This window comes from Blattabacterium sp. (Cryptocercus kyebangensis), from assembly GCF_003226855.1.
In the GTDB taxonomy this organism is placed as follows: domain Bacteria; phylum Bacteroidota; class Bacteroidia; order Flavobacteriales; family Blattabacteriaceae; genus Blattabacterium.
The window spans coordinates 78,526-102,130 of record NZ_CP029820.1; the positions used below are offsets into that span (position 1 = coordinate 78,526).

Genomic DNA, 23,605 nt, shown 5'->3' on the forward strand with positions numbered 1-23,605 from the left:
AAAATATATGATGTTATGTTTAATAAAGAAAAAAAATTTTCTTATATAAAAAAAGGTTCAGGTCATCCATTAATATTACTTCATGGTTTAATGGGTGGATTAAGTAATTTTAATGCACTTTTAGATTTTTTTCCAAAAAAAGGATATAAAGTAATAATCCCTTCTTTACCTCTTTATAAAATGCCTCTATTTCTTACAAATATTTCCAGTTTATCTAAATATATTATTCAGTTTTTAATAGAAATAGGAATTGAAAATTCTACATTGATAGGGAATTCTCTAGGAGGACATATTGCTTTAATTATAGCAAAAAAAAGAATAGATTTAGTACATTCTTTAGTTCTTACAGGAAGTTCTGGATTATTTGAAAAAGCTTTTGGAGATGCTTTTCCTAAAAGAGAAAACTATGAATATATTAGAAAAAAGTCACAAGAAGTATTTTATAATCCTAAAATTGCTACTAAAAAATTAGTAGATGAAGTATTTCATATTGTGAATGATAAAAAAAAGGGAATTAAAACTTTATATATTGCGAAAAGTGCTATGAAATACAATATGTCTAAAGATTTATCTGTAATTCAACAACCTATTTGTTTAATTTGGGGGAAACAAGATCCTGTAACTCCACCAGGGGTAGCAGAAGAATTTCATAGATTGTTGCCTCATTCAGAATTATATTGGATAGATAAATGTGGACATGTTCCTATGATGGAACATCCCAAAAAATTCATAAAAATATTAGAAAAATGGTTATCTAAATTTGGTTTAGATCATGAAAATATTTTCTGTAAAGTTTAAAAAAAGTATAGAAAAATCCAGTCAGTTTTTTTGTTCTACTTTTCCTGAATATGCTTTTTTGGGGCGTTCTAATGTAGGTAAATCTAGTTTGATTAATTTTATTATTAATTCTAAAAAAGAAGCTAAAGTATCTTCTTATCCTGGAAGTACGAAATTTATTAATTTTTTTTTAATCAATCATAAATGGTATTTAATAGATTTACCTGGATATGGTTATTCTTTGCAAAAGAATAGAAAAATAGAAAAAAAAAAATTAATAATAGATTATGTTTTTTATAGAAAAAATTTAGTTTGTTTATTTTTATTGATAGATTGTAGAATAATTATACAGAAAATAGACCTAGATTTTATACAAAAGTTAAAAAATTATAAAATCCATTTTTGTATTGTTTTTACGAAAACGGATAAAATAAATACAAGAATTCTTGATAAGAATATAAATTTTTGTAAAGGGAAAATTGAAAAAAATTTTTTTTCAATTCCTAAATATTTTAAAGTTTCCGTAAAAAAAAGATATGGAAGAGAAAAAATAATTCAATATATTCAAAGTTTTAATGAATCTTTTGAAAAAAAAACTTATAGAGAAAAACTTATTATTCCTAATTCATAAGATTTTAATCCAAATCCAAAAATAGTCCCTTTACAAACAGAAGATAAAAATGATTTTTGTCTAAAAAATTCTCTTGAATGAATATTAGAAATATGAACTTCTATTACTGGAGTAGAGATTGATTTAATAGCATCAGCAATTCCTAAAGAAGTATGAGTATATGCACCTGCGTTGAGAACAATTCCATTGGATTCGAATCCTATATCATGTAGGATATCTATGATTTTACCTTCATGATTACTTTGATAATAGCTCATTTCTATAGATTCAAAAATTTTTTTTCTTTTTAATTTATTAAAATAGTTTATAAAATTTTCAGTACCGTATAATTCTGGTTCTCTTTTTCCTAAAAGATTTAAATTAGGACCATTAATAATGCTAATTTTTTTCATCAAAAAAATTTTTTAGAGTATTATTTATTTCTTTTTTATTTAAAAAACACCAACATCCTATCTTAATATCTTTTTTAGTAAATCCTCCAAAATTAATTCTATCCAATTGAATGACTTGATAAGTTAATTTTTTAAAAATACGTTTAATTACTCTATTCCATCCTATGTGCAATCCAATTTTTATTCTATTTTTTCTTTTTTCTCTATATATAAAATCTACTTTTACTCTTCCTTCCTTGAGAAATATTTTTCCTTTTTTAATTCTATAGATATCTTCATCGTGAATTTTTTTATTTAGTAAAACATGATATATTTTTTTTACATTATATTTTGGATGAGTTAATTTTTCAGTTATGAATCCATCATTGGTAAGAAGTAAAACTCCTGTAGTTGAACGATCTAATCTTCCGATAGGAAAAATTCTACAATCGGAAAAATTGGGAATTAAACTCATAACTGTTTTTCTATTAAATGGATCATGTGTAGAAGTAATAAATCCTTTAGGCTTATTAAGAAGTATATATATTTTTTTTTTATTTTTAATTCGATTTCCATGAAGTTTTATAACATCATTTACGTGTATAATTGTTCCCAATTTAGTAACGGGAATTCCATTAACTTTTACGATCCCTGATTGAATTAATTTATCTGCCTCTCTTCTAGAAGAAATACCAGAATTGGATAAATAATGATTTAATCGTATAAATTCCTTTTTTTTATTTTGAATATTATTCATTTTAATTTCTAATTTTTTGGATCATAGTACTTAAAAACGAAATAAAACTTCTGTTGTATACTTTTTTAAAATTTTTCTAGAAATATCATAATTTGGAGTAAATCCTAAAACAAATCCCCCTCCCCCAGAACCACATAATTTTAAATAATGAAGGTTTGTAAAAAGACTTTCTTCCCATATTTTCCAAAATATTTTTGGAATCATAGGACGAAAGTGAATAAAAACCCAAGTAGAAAGTAATTTTACGTTTTTTAGCATAATTTTAAAATTTCCTTTTAAAAAGGATTCAATACATTTTTCATTATATTTCATAAATTCTTCTTTTAATATTTTTTTGAATTCATTATTTTTTAATTTTAAGAAAAAAAAATTTTCTATCATAGAAGAAGTTTTTCTAGAAAAACCAGAATCCAATAAAAAAATAGCTCCTCTTCCTTTAAATTCATTTTTTTTAGGAATTTTTATGGTAGAAATATTTGTTTCTGAACGAATGAGTAAGGGAAGATTAAAATAACAAATTAAAGGATCTATTCCTGAGCTTTTCCCATGGAAAAAAGATTCCATTTGACTAAATATTTTTTTTAAAATTATTATATTTTTGTTATTTAAACATTTTTTTAGTTTTTTTTTAGCATATTTATCATAAATAGCGGAAACTAAAGCTCCTGAACTACCTATTCCATATCCTTTAGGAATATTTGATTGGAAATAAATTCCTTTTTGAATATCTTCGTGTAATCTTTTAAGATCAATTTTTGCTAAATTTTTTCTATTTTTCTTTAAAAGAAATAAAAATTTATAATATTTTTTTAATTCGAAATTGGAATAAAAAAATTCTTTATTTTTGGTAGAATTCAGGAATTTTAAAGATCCTTTATAAAAATTATAAGGAATAGAAAGACCACTAGAATTTTCTATAATTCCGTATTCTCCAAATAAGAGAACTTTAGCAGGAAAAAAAGATTGTTTCATGCTTTTTTTCTTTACTTTATTGAATAATAAAAAATAAAATAAATTTAATTAAAACCATTAAAATTATTTTTTTGGGGATGAAATTTTTTAAAATGATACTTTGTATTTTTTTTTTACAATATTTTGGATAATTAACAATAAATTACGATGAAAATAGCCTTATATGGACAAAAGTTTGGGAAAAAAAATATTCCATATCTGAATCAGTTCATTGGCTATGTATCTAATCATTCAATAGATATATATATTGAAAAATCATTTTTTAATATTTTATCTTCTTTTGAAGAATTTAAAAATCTTAATATTCCTGTTTTCTCTAATTATAAAGAATTAAAAAAAGATTTTAGTTTAATGTTTACTTTTGGAGGAGATGGGACAATATTATCTGCTCTAACTTTTATTAGAGATACTGGAATTCCTATTGTAGGTGTAAATACAGGAAATTTAGGATTTTTAGCAACCTTTAATAAAGATGTTTTTATTAAAAAAATAGATCAAATTTTCAATCGCAAATTTCATTTGATTCCTAGAAGTTTATTATGGTTAGAAACTTCTATTACGGATCATAATCCATTTTTTAATTTTGCATTAAATGAGATTGTAATTCTACGAAAGGAAACTGTATCTATGATTACTATAGATGCTTATATAGATAATCAGTTTTTAACTTCCTATTGGGCTGATGGGTTAATTATTTCTACTCCTACTGGATCTACTGGATATTCTTTAAGTTGTGGGGGACCTATTATTACTCCTGAAAATAAAAATTTTGTTATTACACCTATATCTCCCCATAATTTATTTTCACGCCCGTTGATTATTTCCGATTGTCAAAAAGTTCATTTAAAAATACATAGTAGAGTAAAGTACTATTCCTTATCTATGGATACTAGACTTACATCTTTAAAAAAAGATAATGAATTATATATTAGAAAAGCTCCTTTTTATATATATATTATTCAAGAAGAAAAATATACTTATTATAAAACTTTACGAGAAAAATTATTATGGGGGATGGATCAAAGAAATTGATGATAAGTTATAAAAAATCTATTTTTACTTTACTTTTTATTTATATATTTGTTTATTAGTTATTATAGAATGATTGATATTTGAAATTGTTAGAAAAAATAGATTTAAATAGTCTACCTCATCACGTAGCAATTATTATGGATGGGAATGGTCGTTGGGCGGAAAAAAGAGGAAAATTAAGAACATTTGGACATGAGAATTCTATGAATTCTGTAAGAGATTCCATAAATGGATGCAAAGAATTAGGAATTCCTTACATAACTTTATATGTTTTTTCTTCAGAAAATTGGAATCGACCAAAAAAAGAAATAGATGATTTAATACGTTTATTTCAAGAAAATTTAAAAAATTCTTTAGAAGAAATTCATGATAAAAATGTAAAAATTATTGTTATAGGAGAAATAAAAAAATTTCCTATTATGATCCAAAAGGAATTACTTTTTTTTATAAAAAAAACAAAAAATAATACATCTATAACGTTAGTTTTAGCTTTAAGTTATGGATCTAGAGAGGAAATTTTAAGGGCAACAAAAATTATCGCCAATAAAGTTTCTATAGGAAATTTATCATTAAAAGATATCAATTTTTATTCTTTTCAAAATCATTTATATACCAATAAAATACCAGATGTCGATCTTATTATTAGAACTAGTGGAGAACAGCGTATTAGTAATTTTTTGCTTTGGCAATCTGCTTATGCAGAATTATATTTTACGAATATTTTATGGCCAGATTTTCGTAAAAAAGATTTTTTCGAAGCCATAATAAATTATCAAAAAAGAAAACGTCGTTTTGGAAAAGTTTTATAAATCAAAAAATTTATTTTTATTCCCGTTAATTTTTTTTCTTTTATCAAATATATCGTTTTCTAAAACGGAAAAGAAAAAGAATCATAAGAACCTTGAAATAATTCAGAAAGAAAAAAATAATGAGTTATTTTCATCTTTTCTTATTAAGAATATTTTTGTCATGGGGAAAACAAAATATGATCGTGATTTTATTTCAAATTTATCTGATATTTATCCAGGAAATAGAATTTCTTTACCAAGTAGAAAGGTAGATCAAGCCATTAAAAAATTATGGAAAAGCCATCTTTTTGGAAAAATATTTATCTATAAAAAAAATAGACCATCTTCAAATCCAAATGAAATAGATTTATTTTTTGATTTGGAAGATTTAATAGAAGTTCACAAAATAAATGTAAAAGGAACTGGAATAATTCGATTTTATTCCATTGAAAAAATAAAGTCAGGAGACAAAATTTCTGAAGATTCAATTCAAATTATTAAAAACGATATTAAAAATTATTATATAAAAAAAGGATATAATGAAATTTCTATAAAAAGTAAATGGAATATTTATGATGGAAAAAACATTTTAAATATATATGTAGATAAAGGGAAAAAAATAGAAATAGAAGATATTTTATTTGATGGAAATAACCTTTTTTCTAAAGAAGAATTACTTAATCTTATGGTTAAGATAAGAAAAAAATTTTTTATACCAATAATAGGAAATCCATTTTATTTTTCTCACGAAAATATAAAAGAGGATTTGAAAAATATTCGACATAAATATCAATCAATGGGATTTTTAGATGTTCAAGTCATTTTAGATTCTATATGGAAAAATAATTCTGGTAATTATGGAATGAAAATTAAGATTTCTGAAGGAAATAAATATTTTTTAGGGAATGTTAATTTTGTTGGTAATACTATTATTAAAACGGATTTATTAAAAAAATTTTTTTCTTATAAAACAGGAGATGTTTATGATAAAGTTGGAATTGATAAAAATATTTTCAGTTCAGAGTACGAATCTAGTATTCTCTCACAATATCTAAATATTGGACATTTATTTGTAAAAATAATTCCAATAGAAAAAAGAATGGAAAATAATAAAATTCATTTAGAAATAAAAATAGAAGAAAATAAACCAGTATATATAAATAAAGTAAATATATCAGGAAATACAACTACCAAAGATCATGTTATTAGACGTGAATTAACTACTTATCCAGGGTCTTTATTTTCTCCTAAAAAAATAAAGTTTAGTATACTTCGTTTAGTTGATTTGAATCTATTTGATAATAGTAAAATACATCCTTTAATTCACCAAAATAAAGAAAATAATACTCTAGATATAGAATGGCGTATAATTGAAAAAAATTCTAATCAAATTCAAATACACGGAGGATATGGAGGGGATGACCTTATTGGAAATTTTAAATTAAATTTCGGAAATTTTTCTCTAAGTAATTTTTTTAAATTTAGATCATGGAATCCTCTACCTCAAGGAGATGGACAAAAATTTTTTTTGTTTACTAAATTTAGTAAGGATATAAAATCTTATGGATTTTCTTTTATAGAACCTTGGATAGAGAGAACAAGTCCTACATCACTTGGTTTTCATTTAAATTATTCAAAAAAGAAAATAAAAAAATCAGAAAATGTTTTTTTCTTGCCTAGATTTTTCAATTCTGATACAACAGTTCATGAAGGATTTACAGATAAAATAGAAATTTCTTTGACTTTAAAGAAACCATTAGTTGTTTTAGATCCATATTCTAAAATTAAATTATCTATGGATTATGAGGCTTTGAATTACAATACAAAACTATTTTCAGATCACAATAGAAAATTGAGATATACTAATATAAAATCTTTAATTTCTTTACAAAGAATTTCGGATGATCCAGATTTTATTTTTCCTTTTAAAGGATCAGAAATAGAATTGATTGGAATATTTACTCCACCTTATTCCATTTTATTTAAAAATACTAAAAGATTTAAAATCTATTGGATGGAGTTTTTCAAAATTAAAATAAATACTTTTTGGTATAAAAAAATTATAGATAATATAGTGATTAAAGTGGGTAATGAATTTGGATTTTTAGGAAGATATGATAAAACGAAAATATTATTTCCAATACAAAGATTCCATATGGGTGGAGATAAAAATTCATTTGGTTCAAAAATAGAAAATATAGATCATATTCCATTAAGAGGATATTCTTCTAATAGAAAGAATCCAGAAAATATTTCACCAGATGATGGAGGATTGATTTATAATAAATCCATTTTGGAAGTTCGTTATTTGATTAAGGAATTTTCTAATACATCCAAGTTTTGGACCAATCTTTTTATAGAAGGAGGAAATATTAGTGATTCTTATAAAACATTTAATCCGTTAAAAATGAAAAAATCATTTGGGGTTGGATTCCGTATTTTTTTATTTCCTATAGGATTTTTTGGATTAGATATAAGTAATCCTATAGATAGGAAATCCTTTTCTATTAAATCAGGATGGAAGACTAATTTTGTTATAGGTCAAGATTAATTAATATCAGATAAATACAGAAAATATATGAAAAAAAATACTATTTTTTATTGTCTATTGTTTTTTTTATTATTTGGAATAGGAAATTCCTTATTTTCTCAAGAAAAATGTCATCAAAAAATTGTTTGTCTTAATAGTTTTATTCTTTTAGAAAAAATGCCTGAATTTTCTAAAGTTCAGAAAGAATTGGAAAAATTGAGTAAAAATCATGAGAATATTTTGGCAAAATTGGCAAAAGAATTTCATAAAAAAGCAGAAAAATTTCAAAAAAATAGAAATCCAATTCTTAAAAAAGAATTAGAAATATTACAAGCTAGAGCTAAGGCCTATCAAAAGACAGCTTCAGATGATTTATCCAAAAGACAAAATAAATTATTAGACCCAATCTATAAAAAAATAGAAAAAGCTATTAGTATAGTAATGGAAAAAGATAAAACTATTGTTCGAGTTGATGATTGTAGTCCTGGTAAAGGTGTTTTGGTTAATAAAGGAATAGACATTACGGAAGATGTAAAAAAAGAATTGGGATTTTAATGAAGAAATGGTATCTCCCGGAATCGAACCGGGGACACAAGGATTTTCAGTCCTTTGCTCTACCTACTGAGCTAAGATACCAACCAAAAAACAAAAATACAATAATAAAATAATAAGTAAAAAACTAAAGAGTTTTATAAGTATATTTTTTTTATTGGTGTTTTCTTTTCTTTCTTGTACAAGAAAAGAAATTTTTTTTAAATTTAAAAAAAATAAAAAAGAAATACCTAAGAGGATTTTTATTCGTATAAGTATTTTATATAAAGAAAATGGAATTGTTCGATCATTTATATATTCTCCAATTATGAAGGAATATTCCATTTATACATTATTTCCAAATGGATTAAAATTATTTCTTTATGAAAAAAAAACCAATAAGTATACTTATCTTAGTGCAAATTGGGTTAAATCAATTGAAAGAATATTTTATCATATTAAAGGAAATATTATTATTATGAATTCTAATGGAGATTTTTTAAAAACGGAGGAAATATTTTGGAATAAAAAATATAAAAAAATATTTAATAATAAGTATACCATTATATATTGTTCCGATGGAACGGTATTAAAAGCTATGAATGGGATGGAAGCTACTGATGACCTAAAAAAAATTAAGCTAAAAAATATTAGTGGTATTCTTCCTATACAATAAAAGGATTCCTAATGATTTTTCATATTAGTATAGTTTTTATTACTATACTTCTATCTGCTTTTTTTTCCGGTATGGAAATGGCTTTAATTTCTTCCAGTTTATTTCAAATAGAATTAGAAAAAAAGAAAGATTCTTTTCGTTCTAAATTACTTTCTAAAAGCATTAAAGAACCAAAAAAATTTATAACTACAATGTTAATTGGGAATACCATATCTTTAGTCGTATATGGAATTCATATGGAGAAATTATTTCTATATATTTTTCCAAAATGGTTATTAATTCACGATAATTTTTTTTTCCTTCTTTTTTTAGAAACAATAATTTCCGCTACTATTATTCTTATTGTTGGAGAATTTATTCCTAAAATTATCTTTAGCGCATATTCTAATGAATTATTAAGCTTATTTATTGTTCCTGTATATGTTCTAGATAATCTTTTATCTCCTGTTACAAATTCTATTATTTGGATTTCCAATATATTTTTGAAATTTTTTGGAGAAAAAGAAGATAATAGAACTAAAATTTTTGATAAAGAAGATTTAATTTATTTTGTATCAGAAAATATAGAGAATAATATTCATGGTATAGTAGAATCGGAAGTAGAGATTTTTCATAAAGCTTTAGATTTTTCTGAAAAAAAGGCAAGAGATTGTATGGTACCAAGAAAAGAAATAGTATCTTCCAATATATATACTTCTTCTATTGATAAAATTCGTCATAAATTTACGGAAAAAGGACTATCAAAAATTATCATTCATAAAAATAATATAGATAATATTATAGGATATATTCATTATTTAGAAATTTTGAAAAAACCCAAAAATATAGAATCTATAATTAGACCTGTAGAATTGGTTTACATGACTACTCCAATACGAGAAATAATGGATCTTCTTATTAAGAAAAAAAAAAGTATAGCTATAATATTGGATGAATATGGTGGAACAGCTGGAATGATAACAATAGAGGATATATTAGAAGAATTTCTTGGAGATATAAGAGATGAACACGATGAAATTAAATTTGTTGAAAAAAAATTGAATGATAATGAATTTTTATTTTCTGCTCGTTTAGAAATTGATTTTATTAACGCAAAATATAAATTAGGTATTCCAAAATCTGAAGAATATGAAACCTTAGGAGGTTTAATTGTTTTTCATACAGGATCTATTCCTAATAGTGAAGAAAAAATAATTATTGGCGATATTTTGTATATTGAAGTTAAAAAGGTATCTAAAAATAAAATAGAAGAAGTTTTTCTTAGATTTATTAGAAAAAAGAATTTATAATAGATGAGTTTTTTAGAAAAAATTAGAAAAAATACATGGATTTTATTTTTTTTTATAGGAATTTCTTTATTGGCTTTTATATTGGATCCAGATATTTTATTTAAATTTTTTACCAGAAATTCTAATATTGTTGGTAAAGTAAATGGAGAAAATATTTCTATAAAAGAATATGTTAATTGTTTTCAATTTTTAAAACGATTTCGTCAAGGAGAATCCGATTTTTACTTAAAAAATGAAGCTTGGAATTTATTAATTCATGAAAAATTATTAAATCAACAAGCAATAAAATTAGGATTACAAATTACAGAAAAAGATTTTTGGAATGCTATATCTAAACAATCTATATATAGTTATATTCCTGAATTTCAGGATTATAATGGTAATCTAGATATGAATAAATTTCAATTATATTTAAAAAAATTAGAAAAAAAATCCATTGTAAATAATTCTCAAATTGAAGAAGAAAAGAATATTTGGTCTTATGAAAAAAATCATATCCCAAAAAGAATTCTTGCAAAAAAATATATAGAAATGCTAATGTATGGACTAAACACATCCTTAGTAGAAGCGGAATTGAATTATAAAGAAAAAAATTCTTTTTCTATTGTTGATTATATTTTTATTCCTTATTCAGAAATAGAACATAAATATAATATTTCTTTAGGAAAATCTGAGATTCAAGACTATGTTAAAAAACATAAATTCCTTTATAAAAAAGAAGACTTAAGAAGTCTTAGTTTTTCAATTATTCGATCAAAACCTTCTTTAGAAGATGAGATGGACATGAAAAACAAAATGAAAGAATTATTTCAAAAATTTAAGTATACTAATCAAAATTCTATTTTTGTTTCAAATCAATCTGAAAAACCTTTTGATTCCAATTTTTATCTAAAAAAAAATCTTCCTATTTTTTTTCAAAATTTTGTTGTTCAAAACAATAAAAATGGAAGTATGTTTGGTCCTGTAAAAGTAGGTAATACATATGTAATAGCAAAAATTATTGGTAAAAAAATGATATCTGATTCTGTTTTATCAAGTCATATATTAATTTCTCATAAAAATGCTATACGTTCTTCTAATAGAAGAACTGAAAAAACAGCTGAAAAAATTGCTAAAAAAATATATAATATTGTTAAAAAAGATCCTTCTAAATTTGATTTATTGGTTCAAGAAAAATCTGATGATACAGTTAATGAAAAAAAAAATCAAGGAAGTTTAGGATGGTTAAAATATGAAGAACAAAATTCTGTTGGAACATTTAATATTTTTAATGAAGAAAATAAAAAAGGGGCGATTGGATTGACAAAAACTGAATTTGGATATCATATTCTAAGAATAGATAAAAAAAGTCCCACTGAATCTGCTTATCAATTTGCTATAATTATAAAAACACTTATTCCATCTAGAAAGACAGAAAATTCTATTTCTAATAATGTTAGAAAATTTCTTATAGAAAATAAGAATTCTAATTTGAATACATTTATTAAAAATTCAAGAAAAAAAGAATATGAAACTATATTCTTGAAAAATATTAGATCTAATCAATGGGAAATAAATGATTTAAATACAGAAGCAGATAGAGAAATTATTAATTGGTCTTTTGAAAAAAAAAGAAAAGAAGGAGACATTAAAATAATATCTAATTCAAATAGAGATTTTATTATTGTATATCTTTCAAAGATTCAAAAAAGAGGATTCCCTATTGAAAAAATAAAAAATAACTTGACTTCATTTCTTATAAAAAAGAAAATAGAAAAATTATTCTATAATATGGTAAAAAGAAATTCTATTTCTGGGAATTTAGAAAAAATAGCATTTTCTTTTTCTAAAAAGATAAAAAAACATTACAAAATTAATTTTTATGATTCTATGATTAATAATTATAAAGAACCTAAAGTTGTTGGTTTTTCTTTTTCTTTAAAATTAAAGAATACTTCTAAACCTATTTTTGGTAAAAATGGAATTTTTTTTATAAGACCATTAAAACATATTTTTACTTCTAAAAAACCTTCTTATTTTTCTTATGAAATAGAAGTTTTAAATTCTTTTTTGAGAAAAAAAATTATAGAATCTTTAGCAAAGAGATTAATAAATAAATCGAACATAAAAGATTATAGAAAAAACATTTAGTTACGTTTTATAGAGAAATAAATTCTTTATTTTTTAATAGATTTTTGTTTTTTTTCATAAAAATAATCAATACTACTTTTTCTTATTTCATTCTGAATTTTATGTTTTGCATTTCTTAAATATCTTATTCCATCTCCCATATTACGAGCTATATACGGTATTTTTTTTGGTCCGAATATTATTATAGCTATAAAAATAATAAAAAAACTTTCTTCAATACTAATAAATAAAAAATTTATCATTTTTTTTCTATTTTTTTAGATAGATCATATACTATAGATGATGCTATAAATATAGAAGAATAAGTACCAATACCTATTCCAAGGAACAAAGCTAACATAAAACCACGAATAGTGGTCCCTCCAAAGAAAAAAATAGTACAGATAACTAACATAGTCATGAATGAAGTATTCATAGTTCTAGTTAAAGTTAGATTAATTCCATCATTTATAATTTTATAAAAAGAAGAAGAAGGGTTAATTTTTGATATTTTTCGAATTTTGTCATAAACCACTACTGTATCATTGACAGAATAACCTATTATAGTCAATAACGCAGCAATAAAAGTTTGATCTATTTCTAGAATAGGAATCCATTTATGAAAAAGAGAAAATATTCCAAGGACAATAATTGTATCATGTAGTAAAGAAATTACAGCACCTAAACCAAATTGCCATTTTTTAAATCTAATAAAAATGTAAAAAAATATTACTAATAAGGATAAAGATATTGAAATAAATGCATTGTTAGTAATATCTTTAGCTATAATAGGTCCTACTTTTTCTATAGATAAGATTCCTAAAGGTTTTTCTTTTCCTAATATTTTAAAACTATTAAAATCTATAGGACCTAAATAAGGTTTTAATGTTACAAACATTTTTTCCAAAATTTCTTTATCTACTTGATTACTTTCACTCCATATTTTGTATTTAGTTATTACCTTCAATTGATTTTCCTTTCCAAATGTTTTTACTTCTGGAGATGATGGGATTCCATTTTCTATAAAAGATTTGGACAAAAGAAAAGAAATTTTATCTGGAATAACTTTATGATCAAAACGAATAAGATAAGAACGTCCTCCAACAAAATCTATTCCCAAGTTCAATCCTTTATAAAAAAAGGAAAAAAAACTAATCATAATACAAATAAAGGATATGGAATAAGTTAATTTTCTTTTAGATAAAAAATCCCATTGAATATTTTTAATTTTATTAATTAATATTTTATGGTAGTTAAAGGAAATTTTTCTATACTTATTTAAATGAAATTCTAAGAATAATCTTACTAAAAAAATAGAAGAAAAAACGGAAGTAAAAATTCCAATAATTAATGTCGTAGAAAATCCTTTAATAGGACCTATTCCAAAGTAAAATAAAATAAGTCCACATAATAGAGTGGTTATTTGACCGTCAATAACAGAAGATAAAGCCCCCTTTCGTAGGGAATAGCTATTATTGATAGACGTACGAATAGAATTTCCATTTTTTATCTCTTCTTTAATTTTTTCATAAAAAAGTACATTAGCATCCATGGACATTGCTAATGTCAATATTATTCCAGAAATTCCAGGAAAAGTTAATATAGCATTTATAGAAATAAGAATTCCAAATATAAATATCAAATTAAAAATTAATGCTATGTTAGCATATAATCCAGGGATATAATAATAAAAAAAGATCCAAATAAATACGAAAAATATGGCTATAAAAAAAGATAATATTCCTTTCTGTATAGATTCCTTTCCTAAAGAAGGGCCTATTATTTCAGATTGAATTATTTTTACTGAAGTTGGTAATCTTCCTGCATTTAATATGTTTACTAAATCTTCGGACTCTTGCAAAGATAAACTACCTGATATTTGAGACATCCCATTTGGTATTATTGATTTAACAATAGGAGCTGTATAAACTAAATTATCTAGAACTATAGCTATATTTTTTCCAATATTTTTTTCAGTAAGCATTTTCCAATTCCTAGATCCAATCTGATTCATTTTTATATTGACAGATATTTCATTAAATGGTCCAAAAGATTTATATGCTCTAACAATCATATCTCCATTTAACGGATAAATTTCTTTTTCAGAACTTGTTTTTTTTATAGAAAATAATTGAAAAAATTTTGTTTTTTTATATTGATATTTCTTATATCCCCATAAGAATTTTATATCTCGTAAATTATACGGTAAAGATTCTTTAGCCTCATCTGAATTCAGAAATTTATTAACGATATTCATAGATTTTTGATCTACTAACCCTACTATTGGATTATTAGTATATTTAATAATATAAGGGATATTTAATAAATCTATTAAAGACCGATTTTTATTTATTTTATTTCTGAATAATATTTTAGTTTTATCTTCATTTTCGACTATTTTTTTATTCCAATTTTTGGAAAATTTTTTATTTATCTCTTCAAAGTAGGGTATAATTTCTTGTAAATTATATATTTCAAAAAAATTTAATTCAGCTTTTTTTTGCAAAATATTTTTTATTCTATCAATATTTTTTATTCCAGATAATTCTATTAAAATTCTATTTGAATTATTAATTCGTTGTATATTAGGCTGAATGACTCCAAATTTATCTATTCTAGATCTAAGAATATTATAAGTGGAAGAAATAGATTTTTCTATTTTTTTTCTAAGAATTTTTTCTATTTCTTTATTGGAACTACTATAGTTTATTTCATCTATATGAGATCTTACTCCAAATAAATCCGAAATAGAAAAATCTATGTTCTGTTTTTTTTTTTCTTGATAAAAAGAGTTTAGAAAAGAAGAAATATAATTAGTATTTGGATTTTTTTCTTTTTTTTTATCCGCATTTTCCAATGATTTTAAAAAAATAGGATTTTTAGAATTATCAGAAAACTTTTTTAATAAATCTTTTTCAGATATTTCTAATATCATACTTATTCCTCCTTTTAAGTCTAATCCTAGATTTATGGATTTATTTTTATCAAAAAAATGATTATATTTTAAAAATCCTATTCTTTTTTTAGATTCAAGATATTTTTTTGTTTTTTCTAAATTTCCATTAGAATAAACGTAAGCCTTTTTTTCTAAATTAGAAATATAAAAACTAAAAGAGATATAGTACAAACAAATGGTAGTTAATGAAATAACTGTAAAAATTGTAAAAAAATTTCTTATACGCATTCTAATGATTTTTATGGTAAAAATATAAAAATTAGAGTAGAATAAAATTTTCTAATTATCTTTGCTTTTAGCGGATTAAGCAAATTCAATGAATGCACTTGAAAAAATTTTGTCTTATTCAAAACCTTACAAATATCACTATATTCTAAATATATCGTGTAATTTTTTACATTCTTTATTCTCAGTTTTATCTATAATATCTATTTCACCTGTACTAAGTATTTTTCTTAAAATTACTGATGTAAAAAAAGAAAATAAAACAACATTTTTAAACTTTTTAGATGGTTCCTTTAATTTTATTCAAAAATATTTTCATTATTACATAAATATTTTATCAGATAAATACGGGAAAATAAATACACTTGGAATTTTTTGTATTTTTATTATCTTACTTTGTTTCCTAAGAAATACTTTTAGATATTTAGCTGAATATTTCATGATAGGAATCAGAACATCTATTGTAAGAAATATTAGAAATGATTTTCATCGAAAAATATTGTCTATTCCCACAATGTTTTTTTATGATAAAAAAAATGGAGATTTGATGTCAAGATTATCTAATGATGTAAATGAAATAGAAGTATCTATTGTAAATTCTTTAGCAAATATAATTAGTTCTCCAATTATGGTTTTTTTTCATTTGCTTACTTTATCTTTTATGAGTTATCAGTTAACTTTATTTACTTTTATTTTACTTCCATTAATGGGAGCATTAATTTCTATTATAGGAAAAAGTTTGAAAAAAGATGCAAGAGGGGCTCAAAATCAATTAGGAGAATTATTTTCGGTTATAGAAGAAACCTTGAATTTTACAAAAATTATAAATATTTTTAATGCAGAAAATCAGATTCAAAAACGTTTTGAAAAAGTATCTGAATGTCAAAAAAAACTTTCTGCACGTGTGAATCGTAAAAAAGAATTAGCTTCTCCTATTAGTGAATTTCTAGGTACTATTACTATGATCTTGATTGTTTGGTATGGAGGTAAACTCTTTTTAGAAAAAAAAGGAATGGCTCCAGAAATACTTTTTTCTTTTGTAGGGCTTTTTTTTCAAATTATTAATCCAGCAAAAAATTTAGTTAATTCTATATCAAATATTCAAAAAGGGAAGGCTTCTGCAGAACGAATTGTAGAAATATTAAATACTAAATGTTTTCAACATGATAAAAAACAATCAAAATCTATTTTTCATTTTGAAAATGAAATTTTATTTCGTAATGTTTCATTAACATATAATAAATTAGTATTAATTCAGGATTTAAATTTTTCTTTAAAAAAAGGAAAAACTATAGCTCTAGTTGGAAGATCTGGAAGTGGGAAATCTACTATCGCCAATTTACTTGCTAATTTTTATGAAGTTTCTTCTGGAGAAATAACTATTGATGGAATTAATATTAGTTACTTAAAAACTAGAGATTATAGAAAGTTATTAGGAATGGTAACGCAAATACCAGTTCTTTTTAATGATACTATTTTAAATAATATTGCATTAGGATTGGAAGAAAAAATATCTATAAATTCTGTAATAAAAGCAGCTAAAATTGCAAATGCTCATTATTTTATTAAAAAACTTCCAAATGGATATAATACTGTTATTGGATATAATGGAAATAAATTATCTATGGGGCAAAAACAAAGGATTAGTATTGCTAGAGCTGTATTAAAAAATCCTCCAATTATGATTTTAGATGAAGCCACTTCATCTTTAGATACAGAATCAGAAGTAATGATTCAAAATTCTTTAAATAAGATGATGAAAAATTGTACTTCATTAATCATAGCTCATAGATTATCTTCTAATATTATAAAAAATGCGGATTATATCATAGTTTTAGAAAAAGGGAAGATCATAGAACAAGGACCTACTCATGTTTTAATTTCCAAAAAAGGGACTTACAATAATTTCCTGCAAAGTTTTTAATAAAATGAAAGATTTTATCTTCAGTTATATTACAGATATTACTGAAAATCCTATAGTATCTTTTTCTATTATAGGAAATTTATTTTTAATAGAAAGTATTTTATCAATAGATAATGCAGCTATGTTAGCCTCTATGATTATGAGGTTAAAAAAAGAGGATAGAAAAAGGGCTTTAAAATATGGAATTTTTGGAGCTTATTTTTTTAGAGGAATTAGTCTAATATTCGCTTCTATTTTGATTAAAATTTGGTGGTTAAAACCATTAGGAGGAATATATTTAGTTTATATTGGAGTCAGTCATTTTTTTTCTAAAAAATTTATTCCAAAGAATTCTAAAAAAAATAGAATATTTCGAGATTCTTTTTGGAAAATTCTTATTTCTATAGAAATAATGGATCTAGCTTTTTCCATTGACAATATATTTGCTTCTGTTGCTTTTTCAGAAAATTTTATATTAATTTTTTTAGGAGTTTTCATAGGAATTTTAACTATGAGATTTACTACTCAAGGAGTTGTAAAATTAATGGAAATTTATCCTTTTTTAAAAGATTCTGCCTTTTCCGTTATTTTATTACTTGGAATAAAACTTATATTTTCTATTTTTGAAAAAAAATATTATACAAATAAAAATATTTCTTTAGAAAGCCTTTTTTCATTTATCACCGTAATTTTATTTTTATTTCCAATTTTTTATACTTGGATATCCAAAAAAAAGTTAAACTAATATGATCATTGGATCTTCTAACATTTTTTTTAAAAAAGAAAGAAAATTACTACCTGTAGCTCCATCTATAATTCTATGATCACAAGATAAAGTAACTTTCATAATATTTCCTATTACAATTTTGGAATCTTTAATAATAGGCTTTTCTGTAATAGATCCTACAGATAGAATAGAAGAATTAGGAAGATTAATAATAGAAGTAAAGAATTCTATTCCATACATTCCTAAGTTAGAAACTGTAAAAGTACTATTTTCTAGTTCTTCTGGTTGTATTTTTCTTGATTTTGAACGAAATACTTTATCTTTTATTTCTTGGGAAATTTGTAATAATGATTTTTGATCAGCATTTTTAATTACTGGAACAATTAATCCATCTTGTATAGCTACCGCTATACCAATATTAATATAGGAATGGTATAGGATTTCTTCTTCTTTCCAAGAAACATTTATATTTGGATCTTTTTTTAAAGATATAGCTACGGCTTTAATAATGATATCATTAAAAGATATTTTTTCTTCTGTAGAAAGTTTATCATTTAAATTTTTTCTTAATTTAATCATTTTTTCTGCATTAATTTCTATGAAAAGATAATAGTGGGGAGCTGTAAATTTAGAATATATTAAATGTTCTGATATTCTTTTCCTAATAGAAGAAATGTTTATTTTTTTTTCTTCTTTTTTATCCTTTGATTTTCTTATTGTATTTAATTTTTTTTCGTAAGCTTCGATGTCTCTTTTAACAATACGATTATTTTTTCCACTTCCTTTTATCCTATTTATAGAAATTCCTATTTCTTTTGCTATTTTTTTTGCTAAAGGAGAAATAAAAATTCTATATTTTTTTTTTTTTTCAGGATAATGGTCAATTTTTTTTTCCTTTTTTAGATGACCTTCTTTTTCTATTTTCAATAATAAATTAGGTTTTTCTATTAGTGAACTTATATCTTCATCTTTTTCTCCAATAATAGCTAACATATCATTAACACGTGTTTTTTCTCCTTCTTTTACACCAATAAAAAGTAAAAATCCACTTACATCAGTTTCAAAATCTTGAATAGCTTTATCGGTTTCAATTTCCACTAAAATATCTCCTTCTGATACTTTATCTCCTACTTTTTTATTCCATTTGATTACAGTTCCTTCCTCCATTGTATCGCTCAATTGAGGCATGGATATTATTTCTGCCATTATTTTAACGTTTTTTTTTAACAATATCACCAAAAATATCAGGTAGGTGTAACTTCATCTAAAAAAGGGTAATTAGATTCATAATAAACAGAATCATACATTTTTTTAATAGAAGAAATATCCGAATTTTCTGCAAAATCAACACAGGAATCTACTTTTTTTTTTATTTTATTTTCAATAAAGTTTAACCTTTCTACAGTTTCCCATTTATTTTTTATGATAAAATTTTTTATTTTTAAAATAGGATCTTTTTTTTTAAATGAAAGAATTTCTTCTTTATTACGATATAATTCTGAATCCGACATGGAATGTCCTCTATACCTATAAGTTTTAATATCTAAAAAAGTAGATCCATTTCCCCTTCTAGCAAATTCAATAGCTTTATAAGTTGCTTTTGCTATTTTTTTAGGATCCATTCCATCTACAGGATAAGAGGGCATCCCATATGATAAGCCAATTTTATAAATTTCTTTTACATTTGTGCTTCTTTCTACGGAAGTTCCCATAGCATATTGGTTATTTTCGCAAATAAAGACAACTGGTAATTTCCATACCATAGCCATGTTAAAAGTTTCGTGTAAGGATCCTTGTCTAACAGCTCCATCTCCCATAAGTGTTAATGTAACTGCATCTCTATTAAAATATTTATCTGCAAAAGCAATACCAGCACCTAAGGGAATTTGTCCTCCTACAATTCCATGGCCACCGTAAAAACGATGTTTTTTACTAAAAATATGCATAGATCCTCCAATTCCATGGGAGGTCCCTGTTACTTTACCTAAAAGTTCTGCCATAACTTTTTTTGGATCTACGCCCATAGAAATAGGTAATATATGACATCTATAAGCCGTAATAATTTTATCTTTAGAAAGATCCATAGCATGGGTTATTCCAGCAGGAATAGCTTCTTGTCCATTATATAAATGTAGAAATCCTCTAATTTTTTGTTTTAAATATAAGGAACGACATTTATTCTCAAAAATTCTCCAAAAAAACATGTCTTTAAACCATTTCAGGTAAGTTTCTGTGGTAATTTCTTTCATAAAAGAAATAACTTTACGAAGTTATCGTATACAAATTTAATCATATAAATCTACAAAGAATTTAGATAATTAGATAAAAGAAATCAAACTCTCTAATGTATTTTTTCTAGAACCTTTGATCAGTATATAATCTGTTTTAACAGATACATTTTGTATCCATTGTATAAATATATTTTTATTAGAAAATTTTCTAATTTTATTGGAAGTTTTGATATTCGTATTAAAAAATATTTTTCCTATCAAAAATATTGAATTTATATTGCTTTTTTCCAAGTAAAAAATAATTTTTTTATGTTCATCCTCAGAATAATTTCCTAATTCTAACATATCACCTAATATAGCTATTTTATTTCCTTTAATTTTATTATTAAAAAAAGTAAGAGCTTTTATCATGCTACTTGGATTAGCATTATAGCAATCTATAATGATTTTAATATTTTTTTTTTCTAAAATTTGGGAACGATAATTTTTAGGAATAAATTCTTCTATAGTTTTTTTAATTTTTTTTAAAGGTACTTGAAAATAAATTCCAATAGTTATAGAAGAAGCTATATTGTATAAGTTATAATCTCCTACTAATTGGGAAACTATTTTTATATTTTCAATACATAAAATAGATCTTAATCCAATTTTATTCCATAAATATTGAACTATGATATCTGAATTTGAATCTACTTTTTCCGAAAAAATATATCTATTAATTCCTATACTTTTAATTAATTGTATTGGATCATCTCCATTTACAAAAACTTTCTTTTTGTTTTTTTTTAAAAAATCGTATAATTCTAATTTTCCACGAATAATTCCTTTTATATTTTTAAATCCTTCTAAATGAGATTTTCCAAAATTAGTTATATATCCATAATCTGGATTAATTATGAAGCACATTTTTTGTATTTCTTTTTCATGATTTGCTCCAATTTCTATAACTGCTATTTGTGTTTTTTTATGCATAGATAACATTGTTAATGGAATTCCTATATGATTATTAAAATTGTTTTTAGTAGAATGAACATTTTCATATTTCTTAGAAAGAATAGCTGTTAATAATTCTTTGGTAGTGGTTTTTCCATTGCTTCCTGTAATAGCAATAATAGGTATATTTTTTAGTTTATATCTATGATAAATAGCTAATTTTTGTAAAAAAAGTAAGGAATTTTTTACATAAAAAATATTTTTATGAGGAGAAGAATATTTTCTATTATCTACTATAGCTATCATTGCTCCATTTGAAATAGCTTCATGAGCAAATTGATTTCCATCAAAATTTTTTCCTTTTAAAGAAAAAAAAATAGAGTTTTTTCTTACTTTTTTACTATTTATTTCTATTCCAGAGGAAATAGAATAAAAATTATATAAATTTCGTATAGTCATACATATTTTAGTAAATAGATAAAAAATTTTAAAGAAGATCCTTTTCAAGTTTCATTTTTAAATTATTAATATTAGTAATAACTGTTCTTTTTTGATCCTTAATATAAGATATATAACCTGTTTCTTCAGAAATAACTAGACAAATAGAATCTGTTTTTTCGGATAATCCAATAGCCGCCCTATGACGAAGACCTAAACGAGATGGAATTTCTTTATTGTAAGAAACAGGAAGGATGGCTCTTGTTCTTACTATTTTGTTCCCTATAATAATTACTGCACCATCATGTAATGGGCTATTTTTATAAAAAATACTTTCTAAAATAGGACTATTCACTTTAGCATCCATTTCATCTCCATTTTGTATAAATTCTTTTATATCTTGATATAATTGAATTACAATTAAAACTCCCGTTTTGTCTCCTGATAGAATTGCACAAGATGTTACAACACTATCTATAGTTTCCGTTTTCACGGAAAATCTTGATTTTTCGAATTTTCCAAAAATAGAAAGAATAAATTTTTTAAAAAAAATCCTGCTACCAACTATAAGAAGAAATTTTCTTATTTCTGGTTGAAATAGAATAATTAAAGCTAAGAACCCTCCTTTGAAAAAAATGCTTATAACTATGCTAAGGAGTTTCATTTTATACGCTTCTACTATTTTCCAGAAGACAAAAGTTGCAATAATTCCGTAAAAAATATTTAAAGCAGCTGTATTATAAACAAGTCTATATACCTGGAATAAAATAATAGCTACTAGAAAAATATCTAAAATATCAATGAAAGAAATTTTCAAAAAATATAAAAATGAAAAAAAGGAATTATGATAATATAAATTTATTAATAAAAACTTAGAAAATTTTTCTATAATATTGTACCAATTTTATACATTCTACGGCTTCTTTTACATCATGAACACGTAACAATTTTATTTTTTTTAAAAGAGCTAATGTATGAATGATAGAAGTCGCATTTAGAGATTTTTCAGAAGAAATATTAAGAATATTGTGAATCATAGATTTTCTAGAAATTCCTCCTAAAATTAAATGATCCCCAAATCCTAGTAAAGATAAATGTTTTAATAATTGGAAATTTTGTTTTACAGTTTTTCCAAAACCAAATCCAGGATCTAAAATGATATCATTAATTCCATATTTTTTCAATAGAAAAATTTTTTTAGCAAAAAAATTATTTATTTCTATAATTGTATTATAATAATATGGATTTTTTTGCATATTCTCTGGAATTCCCTTCATGTGATTTAATATATATGGGATTTTAAGTTTCGATAATAAGGAGAACATTTTTGGATCTAGCATACCTCCAGATATGTCATTTATCATTATGGCCCCTTCTTCTACAGCTATTCTTGCTATTTCACTTCGAAAAGTATCTATAGATATTCTAACATTTGGAAATTTTTTTATTATAGAACGAATGGGTTGTATAATACGTTTTATTTCTTCTTTTTCTGTTGGATATTTGGATCCTGGACGAGTAGAACAACCCCCAATATCTATGAAATCAGATCCTTCATTTAATAGATTTTCTACATGTTTTAATATACTGAATTCAGAATGAAACTTACCTCCATCATAAAAAGAGTCAGGGGTTAAATTAACTATTCCCATAACTTTTGGTTCTTTAAACGAGAATAAAGTTCCTGCACAATTAATTGTCATTAAAAAACTATTTTTAATTCATTTTT

The 23,605-nt window shown here is 23.4% G+C and carries 21 protein-coding genes and 1 tRNA gene; 11 read left to right on the forward strand and 11 right to left on the reverse strand.

Features of this window, described 5'->3' with window-relative positions; all coding sequences use genetic code 11:
* Positions 1-15: 15 nt before the first annotated feature.
* Together DM815_RS00380 and yihA are read left to right on the forward strand one after the other, a co-directional pair.
* A complete protein-coding gene (locus DM815_RS00380; protein ID WP_110508490.1) occupies positions 16-798 on the forward strand; it encodes an alpha/beta fold hydrolase in 783 nt (260 codons plus the stop codon).
* Positions 773-1,408 (forward strand): ribosome biogenesis GTP-binding protein YihA/YsxC, encoded by a 636-nt coding sequence (gene yihA, locus DM815_RS00385; RefSeq protein ID WP_110508492.1) that lies wholly within the window; start codon positions 773-775, stop codon positions 1,406-1,408. Before DM815_RS00380 ends, yihA begins: the two co-directional genes overlap by 26 nt.
* Here yihA and DM815_RS00390 read toward each other — a convergent pair.
* From DM815_RS00390 to DM815_RS00400, 3 genes are read right to left on the reverse strand one after another with little or no spacing between them, the layout of a single operon-like run.
* On the reverse strand, positions 1,375-1,800 hold the full coding sequence (locus tag DM815_RS00390) for a type II 3-dehydroquinate dehydratase (RefSeq protein WP_110508494.1): 426 nt from the start codon (positions 1,798-1,800) through the stop codon (positions 1,375-1,377). The genes yihA and DM815_RS00390 overlap by 34 nt on opposite strands.
* Positions 1,787-2,536 carry a pseudouridine synthase gene (locus DM815_RS00395; protein WP_110508495.1) on the reverse strand — a complete coding sequence of 250 codons (750 nt, stop codon included), beginning with the start codon at positions 2,534-2,536 and terminating at the stop codon, positions 1,787-1,789. Before DM815_RS00395 ends, DM815_RS00390 begins: the two co-directional genes overlap by 14 nt.
* A 30-nt stretch (positions 2,537-2,566) precedes the next feature.
* Positions 2,567-3,508, reverse strand: coding sequence for a mevalonate kinase (locus DM815_RS00400; RefSeq protein WP_110508497.1), 942 nt, complete (start codon positions 3,506-3,508; stop codon positions 2,567-2,569).
* A gap of 147 nt (positions 3,509-3,655) precedes the next feature.
* Here DM815_RS00400 and DM815_RS00405 point away from each other — a divergent pair, with 147 nt between their 5' ends.
* The 4 genes from DM815_RS00405 (at position 3,656) to DM815_RS00420 (ending at position 8,413) form a co-directional block, all read left to right on the forward strand.
* Positions 3,656-4,540 carry an NAD kinase gene (locus DM815_RS00405; RefSeq protein ID WP_110508499.1) on the forward strand — a complete coding sequence of 295 codons (885 nt, stop codon included), beginning with the start codon at positions 3,656-3,658 and terminating at the stop codon, positions 4,538-4,540.
* Between the two features lie 80 nt (positions 4,541-4,620).
* Positions 4,621-5,349 carry an isoprenyl transferase gene (locus DM815_RS00410; protein ID WP_110508501.1) on the forward strand — a complete coding sequence of 243 codons (729 nt, stop codon included), beginning with the start codon at positions 4,621-4,623 and terminating at the stop codon, positions 5,347-5,349.
* Positions 5,333-7,879, forward strand: a complete 2,547-nt coding sequence (locus DM815_RS00415) for an outer membrane protein assembly factor (protein ID WP_201260569.1) — start codon at positions 5,333-5,335, stop codon at positions 7,877-7,879. The genes DM815_RS00410 and DM815_RS00415 overlap by 17 nt, the downstream gene beginning before the upstream one ends.
* Before the next feature lie 27 nt (positions 7,880-7,906).
* Entirely contained in the window at positions 7,907-8,413 is a 507-nt protein-coding gene (locus DM815_RS00420; RefSeq protein ID WP_110508503.1) for an OmpH family outer membrane protein, read from the forward strand.
* Positions 8,414-8,421: 8 nt separating this feature from the next.
* On the opposite strand, the gene DM815_RS00425 is transcribed toward DM815_RS00420, so the two are convergent.
* A tRNA-Phe gene (locus DM815_RS00425) sits at positions 8,422-8,494 on the reverse strand.
* A gap of 76 nt (positions 8,495-8,570) precedes the next feature.
* On the opposite strand from DM815_RS00425, the gene DM815_RS00430 reads away from it, so the two are divergent.
* The 3 genes from DM815_RS00430 to DM815_RS00440 are packed head-to-tail and all read left to right on the forward strand — an operon-like array spanning position 8,571 to position 12,484.
* The gene (locus DM815_RS00430) at positions 8,571-9,065 is read left to right on the forward strand and encodes a hypothetical protein (RefSeq protein WP_110508505.1); all 495 of its coding nucleotides are present in this window, start codon (positions 8,571-8,573) and stop codon (positions 9,063-9,065) included.
* An 11-nt stretch (positions 9,066-9,076) separates the two neighbouring features.
* Positions 9,077-10,354: a hemolysin family protein gene (locus tag DM815_RS00435; RefSeq protein ID WP_110508507.1), complete on the forward strand. Its 1,278-nt coding sequence runs from the start codon at positions 9,077-9,079 to the stop codon at positions 10,352-10,354.
* A 3-nt stretch (positions 10,355-10,357) separates the two neighbouring features.
* Complete coding sequence (locus DM815_RS00440) at positions 10,358-12,484, forward strand: peptidylprolyl isomerase (RefSeq protein WP_110508509.1); 2,127 nt, start codon at positions 10,358-10,360, stop codon at positions 12,482-12,484.
* A 26-nt stretch (positions 12,485-12,510) separates the two neighbouring features.
* Here the strand turns inward: DM815_RS00440 and DM815_RS00445 are convergent, their stop codons facing one another.
* Positions 12,511-12,726 carry a twin-arginine translocase TatA/TatE family subunit gene (locus DM815_RS00445; protein ID WP_110508511.1) on the reverse strand — a complete coding sequence of 72 codons (216 nt, stop codon included), beginning with the start codon at positions 12,724-12,726 and terminating at the stop codon, positions 12,511-12,513.
* Positions 12,723-15,647, reverse strand: coding sequence for a protein translocase subunit SecDF (gene secDF / locus DM815_RS00450; RefSeq protein WP_110508513.1), 2,925 nt, complete (start codon positions 15,645-15,647; stop codon positions 12,723-12,725). The genes DM815_RS00445 and secDF overlap by 4 nt, the downstream gene beginning before the upstream one ends.
* A gap of 88 nt (positions 15,648-15,735) precedes the next feature.
* Between secDF and DM815_RS00455 the strand changes: the two genes are divergently transcribed.
* Together DM815_RS00455 and DM815_RS00460 are read left to right on the forward strand one after the other, a co-directional pair.
* On the forward strand, positions 15,736-17,568 hold the full coding sequence (locus tag DM815_RS00455; RefSeq protein ID WP_110508515.1) for an ABC transporter ATP-binding protein: 1,833 nt from the start codon (positions 15,736-15,738) through the stop codon (positions 17,566-17,568).
* Between the two features lie 4 nt (positions 17,569-17,572).
* Positions 17,573-18,292, forward strand: a complete 720-nt coding sequence (locus tag DM815_RS00460) for a TerC family protein (RefSeq protein WP_110508517.1) — start codon at positions 17,573-17,575, stop codon at positions 18,290-18,292.
* Here DM815_RS00460 and DM815_RS00465 read toward each other — a convergent pair.
* The 5 genes from DM815_RS00465 to folP all read right to left on the reverse strand — a co-directional run bounded on the left by DM815_RS00465 (position 18,284) and on the right by folP (position 23,579).
* Entirely contained in the window at positions 18,284-19,480 is a 1,197-nt protein-coding gene (locus DM815_RS00465) for a dihydrolipoamide acetyltransferase family protein (protein WP_110508519.1), read from the reverse strand. The genes DM815_RS00460 and DM815_RS00465 overlap by 9 nt on opposite strands.
* Positions 19,481-19,518: 38 nt before the next feature.
* Positions 19,519-20,523 carry a pyruvate dehydrogenase (acetyl-transferring) E1 component subunit alpha gene (pdhA, locus tag DM815_RS00470; RefSeq protein WP_110508521.1) on the reverse strand — a complete coding sequence of 335 codons (1,005 nt, stop codon included), beginning with the start codon at positions 20,521-20,523 and terminating at the stop codon, positions 19,519-19,521.
* Between the two features lie 69 nt (positions 20,524-20,592).
* Positions 20,593-21,897: a UDP-N-acetylmuramoyl-tripeptide--D-alanyl-D-alanine ligase gene (locus tag DM815_RS00475; RefSeq protein WP_110509350.1), complete on the reverse strand. Its 1,305-nt coding sequence runs from the start codon at positions 21,895-21,897 to the stop codon at positions 20,593-20,595.
* A gap of 28 nt (positions 21,898-21,925) precedes the next feature.
* Positions 21,926-22,693 carry a diadenylate cyclase gene (locus DM815_RS00480; protein WP_110508523.1) on the reverse strand — a complete coding sequence of 256 codons (768 nt, stop codon included), beginning with the start codon at positions 22,691-22,693 and terminating at the stop codon, positions 21,926-21,928.
* A 55-nt stretch (positions 22,694-22,748) separates the two neighbouring features.
* On the reverse strand, positions 22,749-23,579 hold the full coding sequence (folP, locus tag DM815_RS00485) for a dihydropteroate synthase (RefSeq protein ID WP_110508524.1): 831 nt from the start codon (positions 23,577-23,579) through the stop codon (positions 22,749-22,751).
* Positions 23,580-23,605: the final 26 nt, after the last annotated feature.